Source organism: Runella defluvii (genome assembly GCF_014195535.1).
Taxonomy (GTDB): domain Bacteria; phylum Bacteroidota; class Bacteroidia; order Cytophagales; family Spirosomataceae; genus Runella; species Runella defluvii.
Map to the genome: position 1 here is coordinate 25199 of NZ_JACIBY010000021.1, position 14665 is coordinate 39863.

At 44.3% G+C, this 14665-nt stretch carries 15 protein-coding genes; 2 read left to right on the forward strand and 13 right to left on the reverse strand.

The window, feature by feature from the left end; genetic code table 11:
- Positions 1–32: 32 nt before the first annotated feature.
- Positions 33–818, forward strand: a complete 786-nt coding sequence (locus FHS57_RS28450) for a DUF3108 domain-containing protein (protein ID WP_183979681.1) — start codon at positions 33–35, stop codon at positions 816–818.
- A 113-nt stretch (positions 819–931) separates the two neighbouring features.
- On the opposite strand, the gene FHS57_RS28455 is transcribed toward FHS57_RS28450, so the two are convergent.
- From FHS57_RS28455 to FHS57_RS28505, 11 genes are all read right to left on the reverse strand, one after another.
- A complete protein-coding gene (locus FHS57_RS28455) occupies positions 932–2053 on the reverse strand; it encodes an ABC transporter permease (RefSeq protein WP_183979682.1) in 1122 nt (373 codons plus the stop codon).
- A 13-nt stretch (positions 2054–2066) separates the two neighbouring features.
- Positions 2067–3173, reverse strand: a complete 1107-nt coding sequence (locus FHS57_RS28460) for an ABC transporter permease (RefSeq protein WP_183979683.1) — start codon at positions 3171–3173, stop codon at positions 2067–2069.
- Positions 3174–3177: 4 nt separating this feature from the next.
- Positions 3178–3918: an ABC transporter ATP-binding protein gene (locus FHS57_RS28465; protein ID WP_183979684.1), complete on the reverse strand. Its 741-nt coding sequence runs from the start codon at positions 3916–3918 to the stop codon at positions 3178–3180.
- A 5-nt stretch (positions 3919–3923) separates the two neighbouring features.
- Positions 3924–4841 (reverse strand): ABC transporter ATP-binding protein, encoded by a 918-nt coding sequence (locus FHS57_RS28470; RefSeq protein WP_183979685.1) that lies wholly within the window; start codon positions 4839–4841, stop codon positions 3924–3926.
- 11 nt (positions 4842–4852) lie between these two features.
- On the reverse strand, positions 4853–5872 hold the full coding sequence (locus FHS57_RS28475) for an HlyD family secretion protein (RefSeq protein WP_183979686.1): 1020 nt from the start codon (positions 5870–5872) through the stop codon (positions 4853–4855).
- 46 nt (positions 5873–5918) lie between these two features.
- A complete protein-coding gene (locus FHS57_RS28480; protein WP_183979687.1) occupies positions 5919–7184 on the reverse strand; it encodes a TolC family protein in 1266 nt (421 codons plus the stop codon).
- Positions 7185–7212: 28 nt separating this feature from the next.
- Complete coding sequence (locus FHS57_RS28485) at positions 7213–7461, reverse strand: hypothetical protein (protein ID WP_221225756.1); 249 nt, start codon at positions 7459–7461, stop codon at positions 7213–7215.
- A gap of 82 nt (positions 7462–7543) precedes the next feature.
- Positions 7544–8146, reverse strand: coding sequence for a TetR/AcrR family transcriptional regulator (locus FHS57_RS28490; protein WP_183979689.1), 603 nt, complete (start codon positions 8144–8146; stop codon positions 7544–7546).
- A 78-nt stretch (positions 8147–8224) separates the two neighbouring features.
- Complete coding sequence (locus FHS57_RS28495) at positions 8225–8647, reverse strand: hypothetical protein (RefSeq protein WP_183979691.1); 423 nt, start codon at positions 8645–8647, stop codon at positions 8225–8227.
- A gap of 89 nt (positions 8648–8736) precedes the next feature.
- The gene (locus FHS57_RS28500) at positions 8737–10461 is read right to left on the reverse strand and encodes an ArnT family glycosyltransferase (protein ID WP_183979692.1); all 1725 of its coding nucleotides are present in this window, start codon (positions 10459–10461) and stop codon (positions 8737–8739) included.
- 32 nt (positions 10462–10493) lie between these two features.
- Positions 10494–11108 carry a phosphatase PAP2 family protein gene (locus FHS57_RS28505; protein WP_183979694.1) on the reverse strand — a complete coding sequence of 205 codons (615 nt, stop codon included), beginning with the start codon at positions 11106–11108 and terminating at the stop codon, positions 10494–10496.
- 75 nt (positions 11109–11183) lie between these two features.
- Here FHS57_RS28505 and FHS57_RS28510 point away from each other — a divergent pair, with 75 nt between their 5' ends.
- Complete coding sequence (locus FHS57_RS28510) at positions 11184–12011, forward strand: hypothetical protein (RefSeq protein WP_183979696.1); 828 nt, start codon at positions 11184–11186, stop codon at positions 12009–12011.
- Between the two features lie 60 nt (positions 12012–12071).
- On the opposite strand, the gene FHS57_RS28515 is transcribed toward FHS57_RS28510, so the two are convergent.
- Together FHS57_RS28515 and FHS57_RS28520 are read right to left on the reverse strand one after the other, a co-directional pair.
- Positions 12072–13046 carry a UDP-glucuronic acid decarboxylase family protein gene (locus FHS57_RS28515; protein WP_183979699.1) on the reverse strand — a complete coding sequence of 325 codons (975 nt, stop codon included), beginning with the start codon at positions 13044–13046 and terminating at the stop codon, positions 12072–12074.
- 188 nt (positions 13047–13234) lie between these two features.
- Positions 13235–14551, reverse strand: coding sequence for a UDP-glucose dehydrogenase family protein (locus FHS57_RS28520; RefSeq protein WP_183979700.1), 1317 nt, complete (start codon positions 14549–14551; stop codon positions 13235–13237).
- Positions 14552–14665: the final 114 nt, after the last annotated feature.

Below are 14665 nucleotides of genomic sequence, written 5' to 3' on the forward strand. Positions count from 1 at the left end.
GGAGTTTTTGTTTTACTTACCATCCACTCAATATGCTCGGACGCTTCGCCTTGGTATTTGCTGTGTTTTTTTTCTCTTCTTTTCATACCAAAGATTCCTATCGCCGTATCCCACAAACCAACTTTGGCGTAGGTGAACACCTCGAATACCGCGTACATTATGGCATTTTCAACGCGGCCAATGCCGTCGTGGACGTAAGCCCGAATGTTTATCAGGTGAATGGTCGGCCGTGTTACAAAATCAATATTGTGGGAACGACCCTTGGCGCTTTCAGTTGGTTTGCTAAAGTGCGCGACGAATGGCAATCCTGGATGGATACCTCGGCCATCGTTTCCCAGAAATTTTACCGTAATATTCAAGAAAACAACTACCGCAAAGTGGAAACAACGGTGTTTAACCACGACACCGACGACGCCGTAGTGACCGACGAAAACGGCACCAAAAAATTTGAAGTACCTAATCACATTCAGGATGCGATTAGTAGTTATTTTTTCCTCCGCACGCTCGATTTTACAAAACTTAGCCCCAACGAAATGGTGGAAGTGCCTACGTTTTTTGAGAACTCAGTCTATAAACTCAAAGTAAAATACCGTGGCAAGGATGTGGTAAAGACCAAATATGGCAAAATAAAAGCCTTTAGGCTCACACCTATCATGCCTAATAATGAGCTTTTTAAAGGTGAAAACTCCATTCGAATTTGGGTTTCGGACGATGCCAACAAAGTCCCCATCAAAGTCGAGGTGGACCTATGGGTGGGGGCTTTGGTGATGGAGGTTAGCTCGTACCGAGGGGCTCGAAATGCCTACAATTGGTACTAGTTTTTAGTGTCGAGGGTAAAATGCAAAGTGTCGAATGAACGGTTGGGTTGTGAGCAACCCTTGGCACGGAAACGTGCGTAACGTGTGTTGGGTTGCTCACAACCCAACTTTGCCTACGCGCTTCTTTTTCGGTAATTAAATACCGCAAGCGCATTGAAACCCACCGCAAAGGCTATCATGACCAAAAATTCGGGAATTAAATCAGAAAAAGCACTTCCTTTGATGTAAACCGCCCGAATGATTTTGATAAAATAAGCAGGTGGATTGATGCGGGTCAGCCATTGCGCCCACTCGGGCATACTTTCGATAGGCGTGTATAGCCCTCCCAACAAAATAAATACCATCATGCAGAAAAAAGCGAAGAGCGTGGCTTGCTGCTGCGTATCGGCAAAGGTACTGATTAACAAGCCAATCCCTAACACACCAAACATATACACCGCCGAAAAAGCGTAAATTGTAAAGAAAGAACCAACGGGTAAAAAGCGGAATATGACAAAGGTTACAATCATTCCTAACGTAATCGAAACCATCCCCAATACCCAAAAAGGAATCAGTTTTCCTAGAATAAATTCGTGTTTTTTGAGCGGCGTCACGTTGATTTGTTCAATGGTGCCCACTTCTTTTTCGGCCACGATGTTCAGCGCCGTTAAGAATGCCCCCACCATCGTCACCAAAATGGCCAAAATACCTGGCACCATAAACAAATGGTAATCAAAATGAGGATTGTACCAGTTGGCCGACGTAATTTCAATTTGGGGCATTTCGTTAAACTTAGGCAGCAACATCCACTCTTCCCGAATTTCGCGGTTAAAATCACCAATCATCTGGGCCGCGTAAGCCGTTCCCAATCCCGCCCGTACCCCGTTGACCGCATCGGCTGCTAGGTGCAACTGCGCCTTGTTGAACTTAATCAAATCGCGCTCAAAATGCGCAGGAATCGTCAATATCAAATCGGTTTTCCCATCCCCTACGGTCTTGGTCGCTTGGGCATAAGATTGCGTGTATTCGACCAGTTGAAAGTAACCCGACGCCGTCATTTTATTCACCAACTTCGACGAATAGGTAGAATGGTCTTGGTCCACGACGCTGATAGAAATGTGTTTGATTTCGTAATCGGCCGCCAGTGGAATGACAATCAGCTGCATGATGGGCATAATCAGAATCATTCGTAAAATGGTAGGATTCCGAAATATTTGCCGAAATTCTTTTTGCAACAAAAAAACTAGATTTCGCATTTCTTCTCTTTTTTTAAGCCAATCGAATTTTGAACTTACGTATCGCCACGGTCAAGTAAACAACCGTCATAACCGCCAAAATCAGGGTCTGTTTGGCTACGTACGAAAACCCTAATCCTTTCACCATAATGGCCCGAACGATGCTGTAATACCACTTCGTCGGAACGATATTGCTTACAATTTGCAACGGCAACGGCATGTTCTCAATCGGAAACATAAACCCGCTAAAAACCAACGCGGGCATCAAAAAACCTACCAGCGACAAAAACATGGCTGTTTGCTGAGAATCCACCACCGCCGACACCAATAAACCTAAGGATAAGGTGGTTAGAATAAACAACAAACTCTCAGCCAACAGCAAAGGAAGGCTTCCTCGAATGGGCATATCCAACAGAAATACCGCCAATAGCAAAATGATAACTACATCAATAAAGCACAGAAACAAGTAAGGTACGGCTTTGCTAAGAACCACCAACAAAGGACGCATGGGCGAAACAAGCAAGATTTCCATGGTTCCTGTTTCTTTCTCTTTGACAATCGACACCGAGGTCATCATGGCACCCAACAGCATCAAAATCAGGGTCATTACGCCTGGCACAAAGTTGTACGAGCTTTTAAGCTGCGGGTTATACAACATCCGCGTTTCGGTTTCGATGGTGTACGGTAGCTTTTTCTGTTCAGTAAGTTCGTTTTGGTAATCGCGAAAAATGCTAGAGGCATAATTGATGACAATGTTAGACGTGTTGGGGTCGGACGCATCACCAATAAAGCGAACTTGTGCTTGGTTGGTATGTGACAAATCTTCTTGAAAGTTTTGAGGAAAAATAATCACCAACCGCGCCTCACCCCGCCGAAAAACCCGCTCAATTTGCGCCTCAGAAGTCAAGCGTTCTTTGACACTGAAATACTGACTTTGGTCAATACGGTCGATGAGTAAACGTGAGGCATCATCGTTGGAATAATCCAAAATGGCCACGTTTGAATTTTTAACTTCGCTTGAAAGCGCAAAGCCAAACAAAATCATCATCACGACGGGCAACCCCAGCAAAATCACCAAGCTACGGGTATCGCGGAGTACGTGCCAAAATTCTTTTCGGATAAATGCTACAAATGTTTTCATGTTGTTATTCTCCTCTTTTTGCTCCGCGCGCTAGTTGTAAAAATACCTCATCCATGCTCTCTACCTGAAACTGCTTTTTAAGCCCCGAAGGCGTGTCTAAGGCCGCAATCGTCCCGTCAACCATGATCGAAACACGGTCGCAATATTCCGCTTCGTCCATGTAATGGGTTGTCACAAAAACGGTGATTCCCTCGTGCGCTGCTTCGTAAATCATGTCCCAAAATTGGCGACGCGTAATGGGATCAACGCCGCCCGTAGGTTCATCCAAAAACACCACCTTGGGGCGGTGCAAAATGGCCACCGAGAAGGATATTTTTTGTTTCCACCCCAGCGGCAACGAACCCACTAGCTTATCCGCCTCTTGGTTTAGTCCAAGTCGTTCAATCAGCACGGCTGTTTTTTCGCGAAGCTCTTTACGGGTCAATCCGTAAATCCCTCCAAAAAACTGGATATTTTCCCGCACCGTCAGGTTTTCGTACAACGAAAACTTTTGACTCATGTACCCAATGTGCTTTTTAATTTCTTCATTTTGGCGGTACACGTCATAGCCTGCTACCGATGCCTTGCCCGAGGTGGGCTCCAGCAACCCGCACAGTATCCGCATGGCGGTGGTTTTTCCAGCGCCATTGGCGCCCAAAAAACCAAAAATCTCCCCTTCTTTTACGTCAAACGTGATGGCATTTACGGCCACGAAGTCACCAAATTTTCGGGTAAGTCCTTCGGTATGAATGACTGATTTTGTCATAGGTTTTACTGATTTTCGAGCATCAATTTGATAAATGTATCCTCAATCGTCGGCGCTATTTTCCGTACTTTAATGCCCGTATGTCCTTTTTCTTTCAAAAACGCCGAAAGGTATTCGTCCTGAAAATGAGGAGGTAGTGTCACGTGTTGCTCTTCTCCAAACGCAAATGCGCTGACGATTTCGGTATTTTTGCGCAGGTCATTCATTAAATTGTACCGATTGTCGGCATCCACCGCATATAGGTTTTGGGCGTGCCGTGCAATGATTTGTTCGAGGGTATCGAGTTCCAAAATTTTACCCTTTTGAATCAGCGCAATGCGGTCGCACCGACTGGCTTCGTCCATGTACGGCGTCGAAACCACAATGGTAATTCCGCGTGCTTTCAGTCGGTCGAGCATGTCCCAAAACTCCTTTCTCGACACAGGGTCAACGCCCGTGGTGGGTTCGTCCAAGAAGAGCACTTTAGGTTCGTGAATGAGCGCACAGCACAAGGCTAACTTTTGCTTCATCCCGCCCGAAAGTTTTCCCGCTAGGCGATGCTTAAAGGGTTCAATTTGAACGTAAATCTCCTCTATCAAGTGGTAATTTTTCGCGACAGTGGTATTGAAAACAGTCGCAAAAAAATTGAGATTTTCTTCAATGCTCAGGTCTTGGTACAGCGAAAATTTCCCTGGCATGTACCCCACGATTTGGCGTATTTTCCACAAATCCTTGACAACATCCAACCCCGCCACCTCTGCCCGACCTGCATCGGGTACCAATAAGGTCGTCAGGATACGAAAAAGCGACGTTTTTCCTGCACCATCGGGGCCAATTAGCCCAAATAATTCCCCCGATTTTACCTCAAAACTAACATCGTCGAGTGCGAGTACTTGCCCTTTTTCGTACGTTTTTTTGATATTTTCTACTCGAACGGTTGACATGGAAATTGGAATTAGAGTTTCACTTCGCCGTACATTCCTATTTTGAGGAAACCGTCGTTTTTTACCTTGATTTTGGTGGCGTACACCAAATTCGCCCGTTCGTCTTTGGTCTGAATGGTTTTAGGGGTAAACTCCGCTTTGTTCGAAATCCAAGTTACCACGCCACTCACTTCTTTGTAGCTGTCTTTGCCATTATCGACAAACACTTTTACGGGTTGGTTCAACTTTATTTTACCGAGTTGGTCGCCCGTAATGTAGGCCCGCAACGTCAGCGAAGTCAAGTCCGCAATTTTGTACAACGCCTTACCCGTGGCAGTCATTTCGTTGGTAGTGGCGTACTTGACCAACACCGTTCCGTCAATCGGATTGGTGATGGTACACCGCTGAAGTTGGTCGTCAAACTGCGCGATACGTTCTTCCAACGGCTTTCGCTCGCTCAATACCCCACGGTTTTGAATCGACACTTGTTGCTGCTGCGACTTGATTTGTTGCTGAACTACCGCCACTTGCCCTTCGGCGGTTTCAATTTGTTTTTTCAACACCGAAATTTGTCCATCGACATCGTCCAATTGTTTGCTTGGTACGGCTTCGGCTTTTACCAAGTTATCCAAACGTTTGTGTTCGCGCTCCAACAGCCTAAGTTGCTCGCGTTGAGCAGCTATTTGACGTTGCTGTGTCATCAATTGTTCCTTCAAAATCTGAATTTGCGGCGAAGCATCGTTGGTTTTTTGGCTCAACGCCTCCATGCTCGCTTGCACTTGTGCTTTTTGCAAATTGAGGTTTTTGCAATCAACACTCCCAACCGCCTGCCCTGCCTTGAGGGTGTTGCCTTCTTCTATTTCCAAACTCAGAATTTTCCCCATTGACTCCGACGAAATCACGACTTCATCGGCTTCAAAAACACCGCTCGCATCAAACGCTTGGTCGCTGTTATTACAAGCACTCAAAGTCAAAAGTGACAGAAAAAGCAAAGCCCCTACGCCACGTTGCTGGGCTTTCTTTAGGGATATTTTTTGTGAAATTGTATTCATAATAGCTGATTGTCTTATTCTTGGTTGTTCATTGTTAAATTGGCCATTAATTCCCTGCCGATAATCGTAAATTGTTTTGTGCTTGCAGCAATTGAACTTCGTGCAAAATCAAGTTTTGACGTGCACTGTCTTCGTTGTCTAGCTCTGTCAGGTAATCACTGGCCGTAATAATGCCATTTTCAAGCTGAGATTCCGCCGCTTTACGAATTGTCGAACGAATGTCAATCAATTTACGGTCGCTTTCGACCAAGGCTTGCAAACGACTTACTTCTTGGCGCTGAGAAGCCATTCTGACTTGGGTGGCCAACAAAAAATTCTCTTTTTGTTTCTCAACGCGTTGCTGATTCACCCGCAATTGTTGCACTTCAATCGCTTGGCTATTGGTATATAAATGCGACAAAGGAATTTGAAGTTGCACCCCTCCAATGAAGTACGTTTTAAATTCGGTCGAAAGGAAATTCAGCCCAGGCCGTCCGTAACCACCCGTCGCAAAGGCCGATAATTTGGGCAGATTTTTCGCTTTAACCAGCCTCTCACTTACCGACAGCGTTTGTTTTTGGGCATCAAACCACTTCAATTCTGGCCGATTAATATCCGATGAATTAGCAGCAACCGTTGGCAGTTGAAGCGAGGTATTGGCATCCACGTTTGCCCCCGTTAGCAACGAAAGTGCCTCCAAGGATGCCGTTCGCCGTGTTTGCGTTTCAAGCACCAGCTGTTCTACTTCCAAAATACGTGCTTCCAGAGCAAGAATGTTGGAACGAATTGCAATTCCATTCTGAACCGAAGCTTTGGTTTTGGCCAGTTTGGCACGGAGTTCTTTGTCCAAAATATCAAAGTTTTTCAGTTGACGTTCGGCAAACAATGCCCCGAAAAACAAGCCGCTCACTTGCTCCCGAAGTTGATACAAATCCACCGTTACCTTTTGTTGGTCAGCCAGTTGATTCGCTACGGCAACAGCCTTTTGTTTCTGGATTGTTCCCCCATCCCAAATCGACTGTGTCACGTCCAACGTCAATTTGTACTGGTCTTTGGGAGGCGGCGTGATTTCAAAATTGGGCAATTTGATAGGTACGCTCGTCACATCCGACTGCCAAGTAGCTTGACCATTGAGGCGAGACTGAGGCATAAAATTGCGGTTTAGCAACTTCAATTGCAGTTCGGTCGCCTCCTGAATCAAGCGCGTTTGTCCCGCTTGCGGGCTGTGGTTTTCAGTCTGTCGGTAGCATTCGTCGAGGGTCAACGTACTTTGCGTATGCCCCACCGAAACCAATCCCAACCACATCCCGATAAATAGCACTTTTTGTTTCATAACCTTACAGTTTAACTATTTGGTTAAATTATGGATAAAAAAATAGGAGTTTAAATTTTTTTAGACCTTCCAAGTTTTGGAAACTTGGAAGGTCTTCGTCTTCGATAGTCGGGTTGTGAGCAACCCTCTCCACGTTTTGGTCTTTGTCTTCGATAGTTGGGTTGTGAGCAACCCTCTGCACGTTTTGGTCTTTGTTTTCGATAGTCGGGTTGTGAACAACCCTCTGCACGTTTTGGTCTTTGTCTTCGATAGTTGGGTTGTGAGCAACCCTCTGCACGTTTTGAAAACTTGGAAGGTCTTTGTCATCGATAGTCGGGTTGTGAGCAACCCTCTGCACATTTTAGCAACCCTCTGCATATTTACGGAGTTAAAATTAGCTTTACGTACAACTTCAACTCTTCAATCCGCTGTTTCATAAGTACATCAAATGCCTCTTTATCTGCCCCAAACGCATTCAATAAAATTGGACGTGCCAAAAATGGAAAAGCACACATTCCCATGATCGACATCACAAATTGCATAGGGTTAATGCTACGAACATTGCCTTTTTGGAGTTCAACAAAGTAGTTTAATGCTATTTTCTGCATCAACCCGACTGGTAGTTTTTTGATAAAATCTGACTTTTCTGGGTTATTGACCGTATTCAAAACAAACAAAGGCAAGTAGGGATTCTCCCTCAAAAGGTTGATATATCCTTCAATGATGAGCCCAATTTTGTCTGCAAAGTCAATGTCTAAATCAAAAACACCATCTGCTTTCGGAAAAAATATGCCAATTTTTTTGTCAAAAACGTGTTCAAATAACTTATCCTTTGATCGAAAATAGTAATGCAACAATGCCTTGTTAATTCCTGCTTCGTTGGCTATATCCTGCATCCTTGAGCCGTCGTAACCATCTCGCAAAAAAATGGTCTCCGCCGCTTTCAAAATTTTTTCTTCTGTTGTTAAATCCAGTTCTGACATAGTCATCTATTTGGTTTAACCAAATGGTTAAACTTTTTACAAAAGTGTAAGTTCCCGTTTAATTCTCCAACTTTTTTTTCATTTTTTTTCCAAGGCACTCCGTTTTACTTGCATTTGGTGCGTAAGCATCTGGCCCAAAATAATTAATAACAGCCCAATACTTCCCATTAAATAGTGCAAGAAAAAAATCTGTTGAACCATCAGTACTTGAACCAAAATCCAACCCAATAAAATAGCTCCTTGAACCATAATCAGCTGACAATAAAGCCTATACTTGTAAAATACTGCAATTACAACAGCCACACTAAAGAGCCCATTAGCAATAAAAAGAACGATTCCTGGCACCAAAAAATCAGAGAATGGTGCGTGTTCAAGATAGCTTAACGGCAATTGCATCTTCCCCCCCGAAGGGTCAACAATCATCATAAAACCACCCACAAGCGCATTGACACCATTAAACATTAAAAGTACAATGGCCGCAATTCGAAGTAACTTTTCCATGTCTTTGTATTTTTCAAACCAAGACAATTACCCAACAAAAAAGCACGGTTTGTATGACCGTGCCTTGCTTTTTGACTGACAATTATCAATTATTGCTCCATCTTTCTAAGTGATTCCGCGATTTTTTGGTAATCGGGTTTTCTTCTGAAAAACACAAAACCGTTTTCTTCCTTCAAGAACTCTACGTTTGGGTTTGAACGATAGGCGTCAGCACGATCGATACGCGCAATCAGGAACGTTGGTTTGTCCACTGGGCCATTCAACAGCCACTCTTCATCACTCGCTTCGGGGCGCACTCCCATCGGCTTTTTGAAGTAAAAAAATTGCGCATAACTTCGGTTTCCAATCGGCCAAACGTAAACATCTTGGCCTTTTTTGGCTTCATAAAAGTCAATGACCGTGCGTTGGGTATAGCCTTCAATCTTGGGAACGACATTCGCCGTATAAAAAAACATCAATAGCGATGTGCTAAAAAACAAAATACGAATGGCCATTTGCTTTTGTTTTTTCCAACGTACCAAAGCCACACAAATCGCTCCAAAATAAAGCACACCCCAAAGCCACTCATTCCCAGCCCATTCGACGGGTGCTTGCAAATTGGCAACTGCAAATTTGTCATCAATGTAAGGGATAAAAGCGGTTGGGTTCATGCCAATCAACGGCACCAAGGTCAGCACCAATGACAAGATAAACCCAATAAATAATACCATAACCGTCATCCATCTTGGCCACACAATTTCACCTTTGAGCCACTGATGCAGCCACAACGCCGCAAGGTACGAAAGCGGAAAATAGGCCATCGAACTGTAATGAACAATTTTGGTTTTGACAATAGAAAACACAATCATCACCACCCAAAACAAGCACAACATCGGCAACGAAAATGGGGGCAGGGGCAGCGTCATTTTGTCAGCCACCTGCGGCTTCCACCTCGCAATCAGCGGTTTAAAAGCTACTGCTACGTATTTTAGACCAATCACCGAAATGGGGAAACAACCAATCAGGACAACCACAAAGTGATAATAAAACGGCTGCCCGTGGTCGGCTTCCGAAGTAGCACCGAGGCGATAGAGGTACTGCAAAAATGCAACAAAAGTCGCCCAGCCGCTTTCCATGATGATGGCCAACATCCACCCAATGGTAAAAACACCCGCCGTGATGGCATAAATCAGCAGGTTTTTAATGGAATAATCACCAATTGCTGCTTGGTTATTTTTCTTTTGAACTTGTTGAATTACCCACAACGCCGCCAAAACGAGTGTGGGTACACCTACCCCCACAGGCCCTTTGGTCCAAACGGCGAGTCCCGCAAAAATGCCCGCCAACAAGAAACTTTTTGCGATGTTTTTAGCGTCTGGAAACGAAAAATTAACCACGCTCAAAAACATAAAGTAATTGAACCAAGGGTCGATAATCCCCGATTTAAAATACAAATGCGGCGTAACCGAACCCAAATAAACCAACGCCCACAAAAACCCAAAGCGGGCATCGACCAAGCGTTTTCCTAAAAAATAGAAGGTCAATAAAGTAAAAACGCCCACAACAACATTGGGAAAACGGGCGGCAAACTCGTTGATGCCAAACACCTTCATCGACAAAGCCTGCAACCAAAAAAACAGCGGTGGCTTTTCCCAAAATGGCTGAAAATCAACTTGAACCCGTAGGTAATTCCCCGAAACGAGCATCTCGCGGGCAGATTCGGCAAAGTTGATTTCGTCCCAATCAAACAAATGAGTTTGACCCAAATAGGGCACAAAAAAAGCAACCGCAAGGAATGCGATGACCCACGGATTTTCGAGTTTTATATTTTTCATTCGTAGTCTCTTTTAAAATCGAAGTTTAAACGCTAAGCTATTTCGTTGAATTTCAAGGCCAGTCCCCAAGCGGTGAGTGTCCCCAATAGTGAACCTACGTAAACATCTACCATAAAATGTTGGAGTAAATACATTCTTGAGAAGCCTATGACACAGGCCATTACCAAACAACCGACCTTCAACCAAGGTTTGGATGTCCACAAAGCTAACAGCGCAAACAAGGCAAAGGCTGAAGTAGTATGCCCCGACGGAAAACTATTCCAATGGCTCAGTTCTACGCCTGGCACCGTGTGTAACGACTGCATCATCCCCGCAAAATACTCTACTGGGCGAGGTTCTTTTGGAAAACCAAAATTTTTGATAAGCTGTGCCAATATCCCAGAAATAGCGTAGGCACCAATCACCAACAATCCTTTCTTGCGGGCGCGAAACAATAACCCTACTCCTACCCCAACGCAAAAAATGCCATCACCAAGGTGCGTAATGTATTTAAAGAATGTATCGGCAAAGGTACTGTTGTAGCGATTGATTTCCAGCGAAATAATTCCTTGTCGGTAAAGAATCTGATAAATACCCAATCCTATCAATACTATGCCGTAAGTCAGAGCAAAAGGCCAGTTTGTGCGAAGCAGTCGAATAAAGTTCATGGCGCAAAGATAGAGGTACAGAAAATATTTTCCCCATCTTTGCGTTGTCTAAGGGTTCAGAAACTTGCCGTTTTTATGAAAAAAATATTCTTTACAAGCCTGCTGTGTTCTGTTTTGGTTCACCTTCAGGCTTCGGCGCAGAAAATGCTCCAAGAGGTGATTATTGACTACGTCAACTTGGTTCCTCCCAACGTTGTCAATAAAGTATTGGCCAAAAATACCCCCGTAAAAGTATCCCTTTTGAAAGGTACTACCACTTCTTTTTATCGTATCAGCGTTTTTCAACCCGAAAAAGTCAATACGTCCTCTCGTTTGTACGAAACCCTTCGATTGGTTAATCCTGATACCTTGACCAAATCGGACTATTCATTTGACAAACATTCGTTGGCTTCTAATGCTAATTTTAAAGTAGCGGTTGGCGTTTTTACCGATGCCAAGTCGGCTCAACAATTTATCGATGGCAAAGAAACCTCTCCTTGTTTTAAGATTGACAGTACCCAGAGCAGCGTTGGAAAGTTGGAAGGATGCCGTGGCGACGAAGTTTACATCGCCGTCAAACCCCTTGGCAAGCGCAAACTTGGTTCTATCAAAGTAGAAGTTGTTTCATTGGCCGATGTCATCGAAGACCCTGTCAATGACCGTTTTCCGTTTTCCCTCCAAAATGAGCTCAACGGCGAAGTAGCCTACGAAGTGAGCGGTGACCGCCTCAACTGGCAAGCGTTCTTTTTGCCTTCCAAAAAACGAGCGGAGTTTAAACTAGCTGATACACAAGTGTATATGCGCGTCAGTACCCTAGATAAAGTCACGGAAGAATACAAAATTGATTCAGGGAAGAAATACCGACTTTTTTGGAACAAAGATAAAAATCGGGTGGATGTGAGTGAGATACCCGTTTCCAAATAGCTATAAAAAAACCTCCCGAAAGTTTTAGAGCTTTCGGGAGGCTGGATAGAAATTCGGCTATTAGTTAAACTCTCTGTGGTGCGTTTCTTCGTACAAACGGTCTTCTGGAAGATTTTTGAAGTAGTCGTACGTAATTTTTAATCCTTCTGCACGCGACACTTTTGGCTCCCATCCTAACACTTCTTTCGCCAATGTAATGTCTGGCTGACGCTGCTTTGGATCGTCTTGTGGAAGTGGTTTGTAGATTACTTTTTGGGTAGTTCCTGTCAATTTGATGATTTCTTCGGCAAATTCCCCAATCGTAATTTCAGCTGGGTTTCCTACGTTTACTGGCATGGCGTGATCGCTCAACAACAAACGGTAAATCCCTTCAACAAGGTCATCAACGTAGCAGAAAGAACGCGTTTGCGACCCATCCCCAAACACCGTAAGGTCTTCACCGCGAAGTGCTTGCCCGATGAAGGCAGGCAATACCCGTCCGTCGTTCAATCGCATCCGTGGGCCGTAGGTATTGAAGATACGAACGATGCGCGTTTCTACGTTGTGGTGACGGTGATACGCCATCGTGATTGCTTCCTGAAAACGTTTTGCTTCGTCGTAGCAGCCACGGTAACCCACAGGATTTACGTGTCCCCAATAGTCTTCGTTTTGTGGGTGAACCAATGGATCACCATACACTTCCGAAGTAGAAGCTACCAAGATGCGCGCACCTTTGGCGCGGGCTAAGCCAAGGCAGTTGTGCGTACCCAACGAACCTACCTTGAGGGTTTGGATTGGGATTTTCAAATAATCAATGGGGCTTGCTGGCGAGGCAAAATTGAGGATGTAGTGCAATTCTCCATCAATAACGATGTGCTTTGATATATCGTGGTGAATAAATTCAAAGTTGGGATTAGAACGCAAGTGCTCAATATTGCGAAGGTCGCCCGTCACAAGATTGTCCATCGCAATAACATAATAGCCTTCTTTGATAAATCTATCGCACAAATGCGAACCCAAGAAGCCCGCCGCACCAGTGATTAAAACTCTTTTCATTTGGGGAAAATATAAGAATGTTTGATTCGGTTAATCCGTGAATTATTTTCGAGTTGCAAAAGTACAAAAACCCATTCGCTTTCTAAAACTTAGCTTCTTAAGTGCGACGCTCGAACAGAAGGTATAAAAAACGAGTGCCTTGGTTGACTCAATCACGGCACTCGTTTTTGTATGTATATCCAAAAAAATTAGGCTTTCACTACCTCACGACCAATGCTGTAATAGGTAAATCCTAGTTCTTTCATTTGGTCTAATTCGTAAACGTTACGTCCGTCGAAAATCAATTTGTTTTTCATTAACAACGCCATTTTTTCAAATTCTGGCGTGCGGAATTGCGGCCATTCAGTAAAAATCATCAACGCATCGGCATCGTCCAAGGCAGCGTATGGCGTGTGTGCGTAGTTAATTTTATTGCCCAATACGTAGTTTTTCACGTTTTCCATTCCTTCTGGGTCGTAAGCGATAACTTTTGCCCCTTCTTCCAACAAAATATTGATGTTTTCCAACGCTGGCGCCTCACGAATATCGTCGGTATATGGCTTGAACGAAAGTCCCCAAACGGCAATCGTTTTCCCTTTCAAATCTCCGTCGAAGTGTTTTTTAACGACGGGGATAAGTTTTGTTTTTTGTTCTTGGTTTACTTCCATGACCGATTTCAACACTTTGAAATCATACTTATATTCTTCCGACGTTTTGGCAAGTGCCTGAACATCTTTAGGGAAGCAGCTTCCGCCGTAACCAATTCCTGCAAACAAGAAACGCTTTCCAATGCGGCTGTCGGTTCCGATTCCTTTACGCACATTGTCAACGTCGGCTCCTGCCAATTCGCACAAGTTGGCGATTTCGTTCATAAACGTAATCTTCATTGCCAAAAACGAGTTGGCTGCGTATTTGCTCATTTCGGCCGAGCGCTCGTCCATAAAAATCACGGGATTACCTTGGCGCACCAACGGAGCGTACAACTTCTCCATTACTTTCTTAGCCCGCTCCGACTTTGTCCCAATCACTACGCGGTCGGGCTTCATAAAGTCTTCTACGGCCACCCCTTCGCGCAAAAACTCAGGATTTGACACTACATCGTATTCCACTTTTGCGTTTTTGGCCACGGCAGCGCTTACTTTTTCGGCGGTGCCCACGGGAACAGTACTTTTATCGACGATGACCGCGTATTCGGTCATGATTTGACCCAAATCATCGGCCACTTTCAAAATATATTTCAAATCTGCCGAACCATCTTCACCTGGAGGCGTTGGCAAGGCCAAGAAAATCACCGACGCCCCTTTGATACCTTCGACCAAATCGGTGGTAAATTTCAAACGACCTTCGGCTACGTTTCGATGAAAAAGGACATCCAAGCCTGGTTCGTAAATGGGGATAATGCCGTTGTTCAGCTTTTCAACTTTTTTTACATCAATGTCGATACAACATACTTGTACACCAGTCTCTGCAAAACAAGTTCCTGTTACGAGTCCTACATAGCCAGTTCCTACTACAGCGATTTTCATAGATAAATGCTTTGGTTGTTAGTTTTCATGTGCGGCTCTTCAAAATTGTATTTTTTCGAGTCCAACAAAACAGCTCCAAAATTAGAATAAATTCTTCAATCCACTCCATTGTTC